Raw genomic sequence first — 15,898 nt, forward strand, 5'->3', positions numbered from 1 at the left:
CGCGTCGGCCCGTGACCGCAGGGGGACAGATCAGTGCACAAGCTCGTACGCATGTCGGCAGCCGCGGCCGGCCTCGTCGCCGCCCTCGCCCTGACCGGCTGCGGCAGCAGTGAGAGCGACGACACCGGCGGCGGCGACAAGGCGTCGGCCGCGCCCACCGAGTCCGGGGACACCGGCGGCGGCGAAGGCAGGCCCCGGGACATCGAGGGCACCTGGACGGGCCTCAGCGACGGCAAGCCGGTCGCCCTGTCCGTCACGCAGGGCAAGGCGGCGCTGCTCGCCGACGGTCACGCCTGCACCGGCGAGGTGCAGGAGACGGGCAGGCAGACGCTGTCGCTGAAGTGCGCGGACGGGAACACCGACCGCACGACGGGTTCGGTCGAGTCCAACGACGGGACGACGCTGGTCATCTCCTGGGACGCGGGCAAGAAGGACACGCTGAAGAAGAGCGATGCCGGCGAGCCTCCGGCGGGGCTGCCCACCGGTCTGCCGACGGGCGTACCGGCCCCCTGACGCACCGGGCTCCGGCGCGGCGGCCGGACTGCCGGCCTCCCGACGCACGGGTCGAGGGGCGGTCCGGCCCGAACTGCCGGACACCCCTGGCGGGCCGCGGACCCTCACGGGTCCGCGGCCCTTCCTCGTCCAGGGCCTCGGACACGTCCTCCAGCGCGGCGTTGGCGCGTCGCGGACCGGGCCCAGGCCCGGGGGCCCTGCGCTTCCCGGACCGCCTTCGCCGCCCGCCACCTGCAGCGCACGGACGAGGGGTGGTTGGACGCGGCGTGAGCGGCCGGCCCCGCGGGCGGGAGCGGGAGCGGTCGGATCATCGGCCGGGTGTGGCCTAGCGTGGTGGCCGACCCCTGTCACCGAGCCGAGGAGCCGACCGATGACTGCCGAGTGGCGCCCCGTACGGCAGTCCCGCACGCACGAGCTCGTCCTGGAGAGCATCGAGGAGCGGGTACTCTCCGGCGAACTCAAGGCCGGCGACCGGCTGCCGCCCGAACGCGAGCTGGCTCCCGTGCTCGGGGTCAGCCGGTCCGCGCTGCGGGAGGCGCTGCGGGTACTGGAGACGATCGGCGTGCTGTCCGCACAGGCCGGACGGGGCCCCGACTCCGGCGCCCGGATGGTGCGCAACCCGGACGACGCGCTCGGCCGGCTGCTGCGGCTGCACTTCGCGCTCGGCAGCTACACCCTCCAGGACATGCTGGAGGCCCGGGTCGTCCTGGAGCGTTCCAGCTTCGAGGCCGCGGCGCGGCACGCCTCGCGGGAGGTGCTGGCGGAGGCGGAAGCCCTCCTGGCCCGCCTGCGTGAACCGGGCATCGGCGTCGCGGAGTTCAACGACCTGGACACCCGCTTCCACGTCCTGATCGCCCGCGGCTCCGGCAACCGGCTCACCTCGACGCTCACCTCGGCCGTGCGCGAGTCGGTGCGGCCGCTGATCCTTCGCGCCCTGGAGGCGGTGGAGGACTGGCCCGCCACGGCTGCCGCGCTGAGCGCCGAGCACACGGAGCTGCTGCGGCTGGTGCGGGAGGGCGAGGGCGGCGCGGCCGCCGATCTCGCCGAGCGGCACATCCGGGGTTTCCACGGTTCCCTGGTCGACGACTCGGACGAGGACGGCCCACAGCCCTCGCCCTGAGCGGCCCGTCGTTAGTATGGTCGGACCATACTGCACAGGAGGGCTCGCTCGATGCGCATCGGACTGTTCGCCACCTGCCTGGGAGACACGCTCTTCCCCGACGCGGTGCGGTCGACCGCCCTCCTGCTCGCCCGCCTCGGCCACGACATCGTCTTCCCGCCCGAGCAGACGTGCTGCGGCCAGATGCACATCAACACCGGCTACCAGCGCGAGCCCCTCCCGCTCGTACGGAACTTCGCCGACCGGTTCGGCGACTCCTCCATCGACGCCGTGGTCATGCCCTCCGGCTCGTGCGCCGGATCGGTGCGCCACCAGCACGAGACCGTCGCCCGGCGGTACGGCGACCCGGCGCTCGTCACGGCGGTCGCCGGGGTGAAGGCGAAGACGTACGAGCTGTCGGAGCTCCTCGTCGACGTGCTCGGCGTCACGGACGTGGGGGCGTACTTCCCGCACCGCGTCACCTACCACCCCACCTGTCACTCCTTGCGGATGCTGCGCGTCGGCGACAAGCCGCTGCGGCTGCTGCGCGCCGTGGAGGGCATCGACCTCGTGGAGCTTTTGGAGGCCGACGCGTGCTGCGGCTTCGGCGGGACGTTCGCCCTGAAGAACGCCGGGACCTCCACTGCCATGCTCCAGGACAAGATGCGCCACGTCGTCTCGACCGGCGCGGACGTCTGCACCGCCGGCGACTCGTCCTGCCTGATGCACATCGGCGGCGGGCTCTCCCGTACCGGGGCGGGCACGCGCACGCTGCACCTCGCCCAGATCCTCGCCGCCACCCGCACCTCGCCGTACGCCCCCTCGGAGGCCGCCCGATGAGCAGCAGCACCTTCCTCGGCATGCCCGCCAGGCCGCCGCGCGTCCCCTACGGCGCCGGAAACCTGCGCGGCGACGTCCCGTTCCCCGAGGCGGCCGAGGGCGAGCTGCGCAACGCGCAGCTGCGCCGCAACCTCGGCAGGGCCACCCGCACCATCCGCGCCAAGCGGCTCGCGGTCACCGGTGAACTGCCGGACTGGGAGCGGCTTCGCGACGCGGGCTCCGCGATCAAGACCGACACCATGAACCGGCTCCCGGAGCTGCTGGAGGAGCTGGAGCGGAAGGTCACCGAACGCGGCGGCACCGTCCACTGGGCCCGCGACGGCGCCGAGGCCAACGCGATCGTCACCCGCCTGGTCAAGGCCGCCGGCAGCGACGAGATCATCAAGGTCAAGTCGATGGCCACCCAGGAGATCGGCCTCAACGAGCACCTGGCCGACGAGGGCGTCACCGCCTGGGAGACCGACCTCGCCGAACTGATCGTGCAGCTCGGCCACGACCGGCCCTCGCACATCCTGGTCCCCGCGATCCACCGCAACCGCGACGAGATCCGGGACATCTTCCTGCGGGAGATCCCGGGCGTCGACCCGGACCTCGACTCCCGGCCGGAGCACCTGGCGGCCGCCGCCCGCGCGTATCTGCGGCACAAGTTCATGACGACGAAGGTCGCCGTGTCCGGCGCCAACTTCGGCATCGCCGAGACCGGCACGCTGTGCGTCGTGGAGTCCGAGGGCAACGGCCGGATGTGCCTGACCCTGCCCGAGACGCTGATCACCGTCATGGGCATCGAGAAGGTCCTGCCGCGCCATCAGGACCTGGAGGTCTTCCTCCAGTTGCTGCCGCGCTCCTCGACCGGAGAGCGGATGAACCCGTACACGTCGCTGTGGACGGGCGTGACCGAGGGCGACGGGCCGCAGGACTTCCATCTCGTCCTCCTCGACAACGGGCGCACCGCCGCCCTCGCCGACCAGGCCGGCCGCGAGGCGCTCAACTGCATCCGCTGCTCGGCCTGTCTGAACGTCTGCCCGGTGTACGAGCGCGTCGGCGGCCACGCCTACGGATCGACGTATCCCGGCCCGATCGGCGCGGTGCTCACCCCGCAGCTCGCCGGGATGCACGCCGCCGACGACGACCCGAACGCCTCGCTGCCGTACGCCTCCAGCCTCTGCGGCGCCTGCTTCGACGCCTGCCCCGTGAAGATCGACATCCCGTCGCTGCTGGTCGAGCTGCGCCACCAGAAGACCGAGCAGTCACGGGGCGGCGGGGAGCGGCTGGCGATGAAGGCGGCCGCGGCCGTGATGAAGCGGCCGACGCTCTACACCGCCGCGCAGAAGGCGGCCCGGCTCGGCCGGGTGGCCGCCGGACGGGACGGCACGATCCGGCGTCTTCCGCCGCCGTTCTCGGGCTGGAGCGACAGCCGGGACACACCGGCCCCGCCGAAGCAGACGTTCCGTGCCTGGTTCGCCTCGCAGGAGGGCGGCGAGGCCCTGCGCGAGGCGGCCCGTGAAGGCGAACGGCGGCGGCCGGCCGGCCCCGCCCACCCCGAGGAGGACCAGTGACCGCACCGGTCGGCGGGCCGTCGGCCCGCGACATCGTGCTCGGCCGGGTCCGCGACGCCCTCGCGCTCGCGCCCCGGCGGGAGGTGACGGTGCCCCGGGACTACCGCACCGGCCGCACCCTGCCCGACGGGGAGCGCCTGGCGCTCTTCACCGACCGGCTGACCGACTACCGGGCGCGGGTCCACCCCTGCACGGCCGACCGGACCGCCGAGGTCGTCGCCCGCGTCCTGCGCGAGCGGGGCGCCCGCGTGATCGGCGTCCCGGCGGGGCTCGACCCGGGCTGGCTGACCGGCCACGACGGCGAGGTGCGCGTCGACTCCGCCGACGTGCCGCCGGCCGGACTGGACGCGCTGGACGCGGTGGTCACGGCGTCCGCCGCCGGCTGCGCGGAGACCAGCACCGTCTTCCTGGACGGTTCGCCGGACCAGGGCCGCCGGGCGCTGTCGCTCGTACCGGACCTCCACGTCTGCGTGGTCGACCTGTCCACCGTGGAGGCGGGAGTCCCCGAGGCCCTCGCCCGGCTCGTGCCGGGACGGCCGACCACGCTGATCAGCGGCCCGTCGGCCACCTCCGACATCGAGCTGGAGCGCGTGGAGGGCGTCCACGGTCCGCGCACCCTGGACGTGATCGTCCGCACCGACGTCTGAGACGTCCGGGGGCGGTCGGAGGGCTGCGGGCAGACCCGCCGCCAGGGAGGATCCGGCTAGCGCAGCCGCTTGCGGGGCGAGTGCGGCTCCCGACGGGCCCGGTCGGCCGCCGACGTGCCGTCGCGCCAGCCGTCGAGGTCCGTCGCGCCGCGGACGCGTGTCCTGGTCGTCTCCGGGAACATCCGGTCCGCGTGGTCCGCTACCGCCACCTCGCGGGTCGCCAGGACCGGGAGCAGGTCCGCCGTGACCTGTTCCTCGGCCACCGCCGCCAGATGCTCGCCCAGGCGGGACGCGTACGCCGTCCAGAACGACTGCCGGAAGGTCTTCGTGCGCCTGCGCCCGCCCGCCCGCTGGGCGGACTCCGCCTTGGTCATGGCTCCGGCGCCCTGGACGAGCAGCGAGGTGTAGAGCAGTTCCACCGCTTCGAGATCGCCCTCGAAGCCCACGACGGTGCTGAAGCCGAAGGCGCTGTTCCAGACCGCGCGGCAGCGGTTCGCGGAGGCGACCGCGTCGAGCAGCACCGCCTTGGCCGTCTCGTACGGGGCGTCCACGCCGATGCGGCACGCGGACGGCGCGTCCTTGCTGTGCGCCCCGTGGGCGAGGACGGCCTCGTCGATGCTGTGGCGGGCCATCAGTTCCTGCGCCTTCGCGGTGAGCGCCTCGGCCTCCTCCGGGTAGCCCGTCGCCTCCGCCTTGGCCAGCAGGGCGCGGACGCGGGTGAGCATGCGCGGCTCGTGCGCGGAGGCGATCGCCGTCAGGGGCGCACCCGGCGGCGGGGCGACGGGCTCGATCGCGGGGAGACGCGCGAGCAGGCGGTACAGCTGAAGGACGGAGGTCGCGTGCGTGAACCGGTCGGCCCGGTACGGCTCGTGGTCCGCGACGTCGGCGAGCTGGGCCCGCCAGCGCGGTGCGAGCCGGTCGCCGTAGGCCCGCGACTCGGCGGTGACCAGACCGGCGGCCAGGCGCTCGTGGGCGTCGTCGAGGTCCCGCCGGACCAGGCGCAGGACGTCGGCGGGCTGCCAGCCGCGCTCCCAGGCGCGGCGCAGCAACTCCTCGCCGCGCCGGCGCAGTTCCGCGTCGGCGGACGGGTCGGCGGCGAGGAGGGAGGCGGCGGTGTCCAGCGACTCGTCGCCCTCCGCGTACAGCGCCGCCGCCAGCGCCTTCTCGACCGTGCTCACACACCAGATGGTGTCACGGGGTAGTGCCTGCCCCACCTCCTGGACGCCCCTTGGCGGCCGTGACCGGCGGGCGGGCGGCCGGAAGCCTTGAGCGCATGCAACCGACTGCCGTACGACTCACCGCGCTCCGCCGCGTCCACCGCGACGTCACCGCCCTCGACGGCGTGGACCTCGCCTTCGCCCACGGGTCCTTCACCGCCGTCATGGGGCCTTCCGGCTCCGGCAGGTCCACGCTGCTGAACTGCGCCGCCGGTCTCGACCGGCCCACGTCCGGACGGGTCGAGATCGACGGGACCGAGTCGCCGGTCAGCTCACGACACCGTCCGCCGAACAGGTCGCGGGCCGACTCGCCGCCCTGGAGCCCACGCGCGGCGCCGGGCCGGATGCCGTGGCCGGGACGGTCGCGGGGACGGGAGCTCGGGCATGCTGATCGTCGCGTGTGCCGCGCCGCGTGCCCGGTGGGCCACCTTCGTCGCCGGTGCCGTGGCCCTCGCGCTCGGCGTCGGGCTGCTCACCACGATGGGACTGGGGCTCGCCTCGACCCTCGACCCGCCGGAGCGGGCGCCGCAGCGGTTCGCCGCGTCACCGGTCGTGGTGATGGGCCGCGACAGCCTCACCGTGACGGTGCGGCGCGAACCGGAGACCGCCGAGGTGTCGAAGAAGCTCGACCGTCCACAGCCTGTGGACGCCGCAGTGCTGCGGGCCCTGCGCAGGCTCGGACCGGTGGTGGTCCGGGGCGGGGGCGGCTGGTCACCGGCCTCCTCCTGGCCGCGGCCGGTACCGGGCTGCCGCTGTGGGTCTGGCGACGGACCCGGCCGACCTGCTGAAACGCAAGACGTACACGACCCGGCCGATGGTCCTGATCACCGCCGTGGCGCTCCTCGCCCCGCTGCTCGTGCGCCGCGCGGCCCGGCTGCTGCCGGTGCTGGGCGGTGCGGCAGGGCTGCTCGTACGGGAGAACACGGCCGCCTCCGTGCGCCGGACCTGCGCCGTCGCGGCACCCGTGCTGGTCACCGTCGCGCTCGCCGGGTCGCTGCTCGGTTCGGCGGAGACGGTGACCGCGTCAAGGGCGGCCGAGGCACGCGCCCGGACCGCCGCCCACCTGGTCGTCACGGGCGAGGAGCTGACCGTGCCCGCGCCGCGGGACGGGATGACGCTCTCGGCGACCGCGGCCACCGCCGTCTTCGTACGCGAGGAGGGCACCGCGCTGGTGAGGTCCGGGGCGCGGGCGGTGGCCGACCCGGCGGCGTTCGCGGCTCTGGCGAGGCCGGCGGTCGTGGCGGGCGATGTGCGCGACCTCGACGACCGGTCGATCGTCGTCAGCGAGGAGTGGGAGCGGCACACCGTCGGCGAGAGCGTCGACGTGTGGCTCGGCGACGGGCGGGCCCGCCCGGCTGCGGATCGCCGCCGTGCTCGCGGTCGGGGCGGGCGGCGACACGACGTACGTGACCGCCGCGAACGCACCGGGGGCGGCCGTGGACCGCATCGACGTACGGCTCGGGTCCGGCGTGCGGCCCGCGGCGGCGGCGGCGGAACTGCGGCGCACCACCGGCGGTTCGGTCCGCGACCGGGACGCCTGGGCGGCGGCGGCCCATCCGCGCACGAACCCGCGGACCCGGACGGCCTGCTCGTCGTCCTCGGCATCGCCCTCGTCCACACGGCGATCGCGCTCGCGGGCACGCTGCTCATGGCCACGTCCGCCCGGACCGGCGAACTGGCCTCGCTGCGCATGGCGGGCGCGACCCGCGCCCAGGTGCTGCGCGTCGTCGCGGGCGAGGCGCTGCTCTCGGTCGCCGTCGGCGCGGTGCTGGGAGCGGCGGTCACCGCCGTCAGCCTCGCCGGTCTCGCAGGGGCGGTTGCGGGCGCTGTCGGCGCCGGTGGCGGTCACGGTGCCGTGGGGGACGGCCGGGCTCGCGCTCGGTGCGTGCGCCGTGGTCGCGGTGCTCTCGGCGGTGGCCGGCTGCCCGCGGGCGGTCCGGCGGTGAGCCGGCCGGACGCGCCTGCGGGGCGATGTGCTGCTCGGGCATCGGGCGTCAGCCCGTGCGCAGGCTCTTCCTGGCCAGCTCGTACGCGGGAAGCATCTCCTCGTGCTCCTGGGTGTCGAGTCCGCCGAGGTCCACGACCACGACGCCCTCGGGCGTCGCCACGGCGAAGGCGCGCTCCTTCTTCGGCTCGTCGAGGAGGTCGTCGGTGTTGACGTACGTGACCTCGACGGCGTCCCGCTCGCCCGCCTTCGTGACGGTGTACGTCTCCTTCTCACGGCTCTTCGCCGCGTCCGCGACGAACGCCCGCAGCGCCTCACGGGCGTCGTCGCCCGCCTTGCCGCCCGCCCAGACGCGGAGGAAGCCGATGTTCCCGGCGGGCTTCGCGTCGATCTCGCAGACCAGCGTGACGGGACCCTGTCGCAGGAGAGCGCCGAACTCGTCGTCCGCGCCGCCGCTCTCGACCGCTTCGGGCTTCCAGTCGGCCGCGACGTCGATGGTGACCGGCATCGGGCACGGCGAGTCGGGGCCGCCGATCGTGGCCCCCTTCTTCGCGGAGCCCGCGGCGGCGGCCGTCGCCGTGGCGTCCGCCGTGCTCCTGGCCCCTGCCTCGGCGTCCGCCGCCTGCTCCGACGAGCAGCCGGTCACCGCGCCCAGCACCAGGACCGCCGTCGCCGCCTTGAGGGCCGCGCCGCGCGCACGCCCCTGCCTCACTTCTCGCACCGGAGGATCCCCACCCTGTGAATGTGCTCGCGGCCATGACCGTCCGCGTAGTAAGGATCAATCGTACGGAGGCGACGACCGGAGCCGAGGGGCGGACCGCGCATGGGCGTGAACAAGGACCGGATGCTGGCCGGCGAGTGGTACCTGCCCGACGATCCCGAGCTGGCCGAGGACACGGGGCGGCGCTTCGCGCTGTGTGCCGCGTACAACGCGGGCGGCGGCGCGGCGCCCGCGGACCGGGAGCGGATCCTCGCCGAACTGCTCGGCGGCCTGGGCCGGGAGGTGCGCATCCGGCCGCCGTTCCAGTGCGACTACGGCTACAACATCCGCATCGGCGACCGGACGTTCGTCAACTTCAACGCGGTCTTCCTGGACGCCGCCCCCATCACGATCGGCGCCGACGTGCAGATCGGTCCGAACGTCCAGCTCCTCACGCCCGCCCACGAGCTGGACACCGAACGCCGCCGCGCCGGCTGGGAGCGGGCGGACCCGGTGACCGTGGGCGACAACGTGTGGCTGGGCGGCGGGGTGATCGTGTGCCCGGGAGTGACGATCGGCGAGAACACCGTGGTCGGCGCGGGGGCCGTCGTCACCAGGGACCTGCCGGCCGGGGTGCTCGCGGTCGGCAGCCCGGCCCGCGTCGTCCGCCGCCTCACCGGCTGACGGCGGCGGCACGGCGCATTGTCCGACCCTGCTGCCACACTCGAACCCGTGAGCGAGCGGTGGGCCGTGGCGGCGGACGGGGACGGGGCACGGCTCGTCCCCCTCGGCCCCGACGGCCTGCCCGCGGGGCCGGTCGTCACCGAGCCCGACCTCGTCGAGGCGGTCCGCTCCCGGCCCGCCGTGGGCCGGTGGGTGTGGCGGTCCACAGCGGAGATCTATCCCCGTCTTCTCGCGGCGGGCGTCAGGGTCGAGCGGTGCTACGACATCGAGGACGCGGAGCTGCTGCTGCTCGGCCACGAGGGACGGCTGGGCGAGCCGCGCTCGGCGGCGGCCGCGTGGGCGCGCCTGCGGAACACTCCCGTGCCTCCCGATCCCCCGGCGCGCGCGGCCGTGCCGGGCTCCCAGGCCCCGTTGTTCGAGCCGCAGCCGGCGCCCCTGCCGCTGGAGGCGCTGCTGGAGGTCTACGCCGGCCAGCACAGACGGCACGACGCCGCCGAACACCCGGGGCGGATGCGGCTGCTGACGGCCGCCGAGTCGGCGGGGATGCTGGTGGCCGCCGAGATGCACCGGGCGGGCCTGCCGTGGCGGGCCGACGTGCACCGTGAGGTCTTGCACGAACTGCTCGGCGAGCGGTACGCGGGCGGCGGCGAGCCGCGCCGCCTCGCGGAGCTGGCGGACGAGGTCTCGGCGGCGTTCGGACGGCGGGTGAGGCCGGATCTGCCGGCGGACGTGGTGAAGGCGTTCGCGGGGGCCGGGATCAAAGTGAGGTCGACCCGCCGCTGGGAGCTGGCGGAGATCGACCATCCGGCGGTCGATCCGCTGATCCGGTACAAGAAGCTGTACCGCATCTGGACCGCGCACGGCTGGAGCTGGCTCCAGGACTGGGTGCGCGACGGGCGGTTCCGGCCGGAGTACCAGCCAGGCGGCACCGTCTCGGGGCGGTGGACGACCAACGGCGGCGGGGCGCTGCAGATCCCCAAGGTGATCCGGCGGGCGGTGGTCGCGGACGAGGGCTGGCGGCTGGTGGTGGCCGACGCGGACCAGATGGAGCCGCGCGTGCTGGCCGCGATCTCCCGTGACCGGGGGCTGATGGAGGTCGCCGGTCACGACGGCGACCTGTACACCGCGCTGTCCGACCGCGGGTTCTCCGGCGACCGCGCGCACGCCAAGCTCGCGCTGCTCGGCGCGATCTACGGGCAGACGTCGGGCGACGGCCTGAAGAACCTGGCGGCCCTGCGGCGCCGGTTCCCGCGAGCCGTGGCGTACGTGGACGAGGCGGCGAAGGCGGGCGAGGAGGGCCGCCGCGTCCGCACCTGGCTCGGCCGGACGAGCCCGGGGGCCGAGGAGACGGGGGCCGAGGAGGCGGGCATTCCCCAGGAGGACGACGAGGACCGCGGCCGCGTCTCCTCCTCGGACGCCCGCGCGAGGGGCCGCTTCACGAGGAACTTCGTGGTGCAGGGCAGCGCCGCGGACTGGGCCCTGCTGATGCTGGCGGCGCTGCGGCGGTCAATGGCGGGGATGCGGGCGGAGCTGGTGTTCTTCCAGCACGACGAGGTGATCGTGCACTGCCCGGTGGAGGAGACGGAAGCGGTGACCCGCGCGATCCGCGAGGCGGGCACCCTCGCGGGCCGCATCGCCTTCGGCGACACCCCGGTGCGGTTCCCCTTCACGGTGGCGGTGGTGGAGCGCTACGCGGACGCGAAGTAGGCCGCGCTACGCGGGCGGACCGGGCCAATCCAGCCTCGCCGGACCGCTGCGCCGACGGACCGGGCCTGTCCAGCCCCGCCGGCGATTGAGGCGCGGGGGTCCGGGGCAGAGCCCCGGCGACCCGGCCGAGGCATCGGACCCGGCCGCCCCCGGGGTGGCACGGCACGCCCTGCTGGGGTCCCCCACGCCCGCCAGGGCCCCGCCAGGGCGCAGGGGGAGTGTCCTCAAGCGCCGACCGGGCTGAAAAGGCGTCACGGCACGAGCAGCACCTTGCCCGTCGTGCGCCGCCCGCGCAGGTCCTCGAAGGCGCGGCGCGCCTCGCCGAGCGCGTACGGCGGCGACGTCACCGGCCTCAGACGTCCCTCCGTCACCAGGCGCAGCATCTCCGCCAGCGGGCCCGACACCGCCCCGGGCCGCGCCAGTGTCGGGCGGAGCCAGAAGCCGACCACGGCCGCGTTCAGCCGCAGCAGCCGCGCCGGGTCCACGGGCGGCAGCCCCTCCCCCCGCGCGTCCCCGTACGTCACCAGGCGGCCGAAGTCCGCGAGGGACGACAGCGCCCGCTCGAACAACTCCCCGCCCGTCGCGTCCAGGATCACGTCCGCGCGCTCCGCGAGCGGGTACTCCGCCACCGCGTCCGCCCCCAGTTTCAGGGCGAGTTCACGCTTCTCGGGTGTCGACGCCTGGGCCAGTACCCGCCCGGCGCCGAAGATCCCGGCGAGTTGTACGGCGAGGCTGCCCACACCCCCGCCCGCCGCGTGCACGACCACCGTCTCCCCCGGCTGGAGGCGAGCCGCCGAGGTCAGCAGGTGCCACGCGGTCAGACCCTGCATCAACAGGGCCAGCGCCTGTCCCGCGTCGAGTGCGTCCGGTATCGCGATGACGGCCGACTCCTTGGCGACGGCCAGCTCGGCGTACCCGTTCGCCACCCGGGCGAGCACCCGGCGGCCGTCCTCGGTGCGGCCGACGACCTCGCTGCCCGGGATGCGCGGCAGCGATTCCGCTACTGCGTAGGAGCCGTCGACGACAAGGGTGTCGGCGTAGTTCACGCCGGCCGCCTCCACCGTGAGCAACAGCTCGCCCGGTCCCGGTACGGGATCGGGCGCCTCGACGCCCTCCAGCACCTCGGGACCGCCGAATCGGCTGAACTGGATCGCACGCACTCTCGATTCCCACCCTTCTGTCCGGTGTGCCCGCCCACCGACGGAGCGCGGGCTCGAATAAACAACCGACTAAACGGTTTCTTTCTTCATGCACGCCTGCGGAGATGACAATGTCTGGGCCTCGAGACGGCTCCCACCTCCCGATTCGGGGTAGTTTCAGCGGCCAATGAGAGCGAAAACCAGTCGGACCACGCACACCAAGGGCCAGTAAAGAAACCGCATGGTAGGTTTCTGTGGTGGGAGATGTCCCTCGTATTGCGGATCGCGAGGAAGGGGTGGCGGCGGTGGCCAAGCAGGAGCGGGCGGAACAGACCCGGCGGTCCTTGATCCGCGCGGCGGCCCTGACCTTCGACGAGGTCGGCTACGAGCGCTCCTCCCTCACCCGGATCAGCGAGGCCGCCGGTGTGTCCAAGGGCGCGCTGTCGTTCCACTTCGCCTCCAAGGACGAACTCGCGGACGCCGTCCAGGAGTCCGCCCACCTCGCCGCCCGGACCGTCGTCGACGACGTCCGCCGCCGCCCCGGCCCGGCATTGCAGTCCGTCATCGACATCACGCACGAGCTCGCCGCCCTGCTGGAGAGGGACCCCGTCGCACGGGCGGGAGCCCGGCTGGCCCGGGAGCGTCCCGCGAGCACCGAGCTCCCGCACCACTGGAACGCGGCCTGGGCGGAGGCCGTACGCCGGCTGCTGCGCCACGCCCGCACGGACGGGTCCCTGATCCCTGATGCGAACGTCCACACGGTCGCGGTACTCGTGGCGTACCTGATGTCAGGTCTGGAGACGACCGTGCGCGACCACGGCGTCCTGGCCGAACTGGTACCGCCGCAGGGCGTTGACGATCCCCCCGAGCCGCCCCGCGCGTGGCTCAGCCGGATCTGGGAGCTCGTACTGCCGGAGGTCGCCGCCGCCGGGCACCTGCCGGTGCTGATGGCGGACGGCACCCGTACCGGGGACGGCCAGGACAGCGCCCTGTGCCCGCTGGGACCGCACGCGGCGGAGCCCTGAAAGCCCGCGGCCGACCGCATCCCGCCCCTGCCCGTCGGGCCGTGACAGGGGCCTGAGGCCCCCGCGTCAGAGCCGTGAGCCGCCCGTGGCGTCGATGTACTGCCCGGTGACCCAGCGGGACTCCTCGGACGCCAGGAAGCCCACGACGTCCGCGATGTCGGCCGGCTGCCCGATGCGGCCGAAGGCGGAGAAGCTCTCCAGGAAGGCGGCGCCCTCCGGGGTCGAGCGCAGCGGCGCGTTCATGTCCGTCTCGACGAAGCCCGGCGCCACCGTGTTCACGGTGATCCCGCGTCCGGCGAGTTCCTTGGCCAGGGCCAGGGTGAAGGTGTCCACGGCGCCCTTGGTCATCGAGTACGCGATGGCCTCGGGGAACGCCATCCGGGTCACGCCCGAGGAGATGTTGACCACGCGCCCGCCGTCGCGCAGCAGCCCGAGACCCCGCTGGACCAGGAAGAACGGCGCCTTGACGTTCACCGTGAACAGCAGGTCGAAGTCGGCCTCGGTCACCTCGTCGATCCGGGCCGTCGGCCCGAGCGCGGCGTTGTTGACCAGCACGTCGAGCCCCGGCTCGGCTCCCTGCGCCGCCATGCCCTCGCCGAACCCCTCGTAGAGCGCGGCCACACCGTCGCCGGCGGCCAGATCGGCGCGCACGGCGAAGGCTTGCCCGCCCTCCGCGATGATCGACTCGACCGTCTCCTTCGCGGCCGCGTCGTTGCTCCCGTAGTGGACCGCGACGAGGAATCCGTCCCTCGCCAGCCGCTGCGCTATGCCGCGGCCGATCCCCCTGCTCGCTCCCGTGACCAGCGCTGTCCTTGCACCCGAAGCAGTCATGCGACCGCCCTCCCCTTCGAAGTGATCGATTTCGCGCGTGATGTTGTGGCGGCCTTCCGGCCGGCGTGAGCCCGCCGGAAGGCCTGGCTGCAGTGCCTAGGCGCCCGCCGCCGCCCCCGCCGTGAGTGCCGCGCCCTCCTCGCCGTCCCTCTCGGCCGGTCCGTCCTCCTCGGCGGCCTGGGCGGACACCCGGGCACCGCGGTCGGGACTGGTGTCCAGCCGGCCGAGGATCCCGGGGACGGCGATGGCGGGCAGCATGTGGTCGTACATCAGGCCCACCTGGCGCTCCAGACACGAGATGTCCGACGACGCCTGCGAGGTGAGCGACAGGCCGGTGAAGGCGCCGACGAGGATCCCGGCCGTCTCCTCGGGCAGCACGTGCGGGAGCAGTTCGCCCTGCGCCTTGGCCTGATCGAGCAGGCTCGCGATCAGTTCGGTCCACTCGCTGTACGGGGCGCCGAAGAGGTCCCGCGAGCTCTGGTCGGCGGCGAGGCGCGCGGCCGCGCGCAGGACGACCTCGCGGGGCAGCCGGTAGGCCAGCACCATGCTGACGTCCACGACTTCCTGGAGCTTGGACGGCTGCTCGGGGACGCCCTCGGTGGTCACCGCGTAGGCGAGGACCCCTCTGGCCAGGTCTTCCTTGGACGAGAAGTGGAAGTACAGCGCGCCTTTCGTCACATCGGCGCGGGCCAGGATGTCCGCGATGGTCGCGGCCTCGTAGCCCCGCTCCGCGAAGACGGTGGCGGCTGCCTCAAGGATGGTCGCGCGAGTCCTGGTCGCGCGTTCCTGACGTGCCATCAGGCCTCCTCTCACTCCCCGTTCGCTTTCAAGTTCTTCTTGAGTTTGCCGCGGATCGATTGACAAAACAAACCGGGCAGTCCGTATCTTAGCAGGGGAACGGACGGCCGTTCCCACGTAGAAGGTCTACGAGCCTGGGGGGTTCTATGTCTCAGTTGTCCATCCATGCCCGAAAAAGGACCACACGCAAGATCCGCCGGTCGGTTTCGTCGCCGACCGCCGCGGTGGTCTCCACGGTCGGCACCCGGCCGAGCGGACCGATCACTCCGAAGTTCGTGCACCGCGTCGCCGAGGACGACATCCTGATCACCTCGTGGACGCGCCTGGGCGAGGACCGATTCCACCTCTCCGCCGACTGGACGGTGGCCCACGGGTTCTTCGCCCCCGCACCGAGGGCACGGCACAACGAAATGCTCGTGGTGCAGACCATCCGTCAGGCGGGTCTGCTGCTGGCGCACGCGGGGTTCGAGACCCCCACCGCCGACCAGTACCTCATGAACAAGCTCCAGTACTCCTCGGATCCGGACTACCCCACGGTGGACCGGACCATGGATGCCATCGAGATCGACGTCCGGTGCGTCCCGTCCGGACGCCGCAGCCTGGACATGCACTTCGTGTTCTCGCACGAGGGCACGATCTTCGTGACCTGCAGCGCCGCGTTCAGCTGGGTGCCGGCGAACGTGTACGGACGGCTGCGTGGAGCGTACGCCTCCGCCCGGCCGGCCGGTGCCCCGGCCCCCGTCGCTCCGGCCCTCGTGGGCCGGCGCGCCGAGGACGAGGTGACGCTCGCCCCCACCGACAGGACCAGCCGGTGGGAACTGCGCGGCGACACCGGACATCTGGCCCTGCTGGACCACCCGGTCGACCACGTGCCGGGCCTGGTCCTCGTCGAGGCCGCCCACCAGGCGGCGTTCGCCCACGCGGGGCCCGACGGCTTCGTGCCGACGTCGACCTCCATCGTGCCCACGAAGTACGTGGAGTTCGACACCCCCTGCTGGATCGAGGCGCGCGACGTCCAGGGCGCGCTCCCCGGCAGCAGGGCGATCGAGGTGACCGGGATCCAGCACGGTGAACTCACCTTCCGCTGTGTCCTCACGTCCTGCGTCAAGTGGCCTCCCGCCGTGGGCGAGTGGTAGGAGCGCACGACCTGTCGGTCAGGTGCGTGACCGACGACAAGGAGGAGGCCCTGTCCGGGGT

The 15,898-nt window shown here is 73.8% G+C and carries 14 protein-coding genes and 2 pseudogenes; 11 read left to right on the plus strand and 5 right to left on the minus strand.

Annotation, left to right across the window (positions count from 1 at the left end; genetic code table 11):
- The first annotated feature begins 51 nt into the window (after window positions 1–51).
- From QFZ82_RS18355 to QFZ82_RS18375, 5 genes are all read left to right on the plus strand, one after another.
- Window positions 52–513, plus strand: a complete 462-nt coding sequence (locus QFZ82_RS18355; protein WP_307714201.1) for a hypothetical protein — start codon at window positions 52–54, stop codon at window positions 511–513.
- 370 nt (window positions 514–883) lie between these two features.
- Window positions 884–1,633 carry a FadR/GntR family transcriptional regulator gene (locus QFZ82_RS18360; protein ID WP_307714202.1) on the plus strand — a complete coding sequence of 250 codons (750 nt, stop codon included), beginning with the start codon at window positions 884–886 and terminating at the stop codon, window positions 1,631–1,633.
- 51 nt (window positions 1,634–1,684) lie between these two features.
- On the plus strand, window positions 1,685–2,452 hold the full coding sequence (locus tag QFZ82_RS18365; protein ID WP_307714203.1) for a (Fe-S)-binding protein: 768 nt from the start codon (window positions 1,685–1,687) through the stop codon (window positions 2,450–2,452).
- Window positions 2,449–4,008, plus strand: coding sequence for a LutB/LldF family L-lactate oxidation iron-sulfur protein (locus tag QFZ82_RS18370; protein ID WP_307714204.1), 1,560 nt, complete (start codon window positions 2,449–2,451; stop codon window positions 4,006–4,008). Before QFZ82_RS18365 ends, QFZ82_RS18370 begins: the two co-directional genes overlap by 4 nt.
- On the plus strand, window positions 4,005–4,655 hold the full coding sequence (locus QFZ82_RS18375; RefSeq protein WP_307714205.1) for an LUD domain-containing protein: 651 nt from the start codon (window positions 4,005–4,007) through the stop codon (window positions 4,653–4,655). Before QFZ82_RS18370 ends, QFZ82_RS18375 begins: the two co-directional genes overlap by 4 nt.
- A gap of 56 nt (window positions 4,656–4,711) precedes the next feature.
- Here QFZ82_RS18375 and QFZ82_RS18380 read toward each other — a convergent pair whose 3' ends face one another.
- A complete protein-coding gene (locus QFZ82_RS18380; protein WP_307714206.1) occupies window positions 4,712–5,833 on the minus strand; it encodes a DUF2786 domain-containing protein in 1,122 nt (373 codons plus the stop codon).
- A 95-nt stretch (window positions 5,834–5,928) separates the two neighbouring features.
- Here QFZ82_RS18380 and QFZ82_RS18385 point away from each other — a divergent pair.
- Window positions 5,929–6,132: pseudogene (locus QFZ82_RS18385) on the plus strand (ATP-binding cassette domain-containing protein); the annotation flags it as partial.
- A gap of 1,388 nt (window positions 6,133–7,520) precedes the next feature.
- Window positions 7,521–7,607 (plus strand): annotated as a pseudogene (locus tag QFZ82_RS18390) (hypothetical protein); the annotation flags it as partial.
- Between the two features lie 259 nt (window positions 7,608–7,866).
- On the opposite strand, the gene QFZ82_RS18395 reads toward QFZ82_RS18390, so the two are convergent.
- Window positions 7,867–8,529, minus strand: a complete 663-nt coding sequence (locus QFZ82_RS18395; protein ID WP_307714207.1) for a lipoprotein — start codon at window positions 8,527–8,529, stop codon at window positions 7,867–7,869.
- A 111-nt stretch (window positions 8,530–8,640) separates the two neighbouring features.
- On the opposite strand from QFZ82_RS18395, the gene QFZ82_RS18400 reads away from it, so the two are divergent.
- Both QFZ82_RS18400 and QFZ82_RS18405 read left to right on the plus strand, forming a co-directional pair.
- Window positions 8,641–9,201 (plus strand): sugar O-acetyltransferase, encoded by a 561-nt coding sequence (locus QFZ82_RS18400; RefSeq protein WP_307714208.1) that lies wholly within the window; start codon window positions 8,641–8,643, stop codon window positions 9,199–9,201.
- Window positions 9,202–9,249: 48 nt separating this feature from the next.
- On the plus strand, window positions 9,250–10,908 hold the full coding sequence (locus tag QFZ82_RS18405; RefSeq protein ID WP_307714209.1) for a bifunctional 3'-5' exonuclease/DNA polymerase: 1,659 nt from the start codon (window positions 9,250–9,252) through the stop codon (window positions 10,906–10,908).
- 251 nt (window positions 10,909–11,159) lie between these two features.
- Here QFZ82_RS18405 and QFZ82_RS18410 read toward each other — a convergent pair whose 3' ends face one another.
- Window positions 11,160–12,068 (minus strand): zinc-binding dehydrogenase, encoded by a 909-nt coding sequence (locus QFZ82_RS18410; protein WP_307714210.1) that lies wholly within the window; start codon window positions 12,066–12,068, stop codon window positions 11,160–11,162.
- Between the two features lie 284 nt (window positions 12,069–12,352).
- On the opposite strand from QFZ82_RS18410, the gene QFZ82_RS18415 reads away from it, so the two are divergent.
- Complete coding sequence (locus QFZ82_RS18415; RefSeq protein ID WP_307714211.1) at window positions 12,353–13,072, plus strand: ScbR family autoregulator-binding transcription factor; 720 nt, start codon at window positions 12,353–12,355, stop codon at window positions 13,070–13,072.
- Window positions 13,073–13,138: 66 nt separating this feature from the next.
- On the opposite strand, the gene QFZ82_RS18420 is transcribed toward QFZ82_RS18415, so the two are convergent.
- Window positions 13,139–13,903 (minus strand): SDR family oxidoreductase, encoded by a 765-nt coding sequence (locus tag QFZ82_RS18420; RefSeq protein ID WP_307714212.1) that lies wholly within the window; start codon window positions 13,901–13,903, stop codon window positions 13,139–13,141.
- 96 nt (window positions 13,904–13,999) lie between these two features.
- The gene (locus QFZ82_RS18425) at window positions 14,000–14,701 is read right to left on the minus strand and encodes a ScbR family autoregulator-binding transcription factor (RefSeq protein WP_307714213.1); all 702 of its coding nucleotides are present in this window, start codon (window positions 14,699–14,701) and stop codon (window positions 14,000–14,002) included.
- A gap of 146 nt (window positions 14,702–14,847) precedes the next feature.
- Here QFZ82_RS18425 and QFZ82_RS18430 point away from each other — a divergent pair, with 146 nt between their 5' ends.
- On the plus strand, window positions 14,848–15,837 hold the full coding sequence (locus QFZ82_RS18430; RefSeq protein WP_307714214.1) for a ScbA/BarX family gamma-butyrolactone biosynthesis protein: 990 nt from the start codon (window positions 14,848–14,850) through the stop codon (window positions 15,835–15,837).
- The last annotated feature ends 61 nt before the right edge of the window (window positions 15,838–15,898 follow it).

The organism is Streptomyces sp. V4I23, assembly GCF_030817975.1.
Taxonomy (GTDB): domain Bacteria; phylum Actinomycetota; class Actinomycetes; order Streptomycetales; family Streptomycetaceae; genus Streptomyces.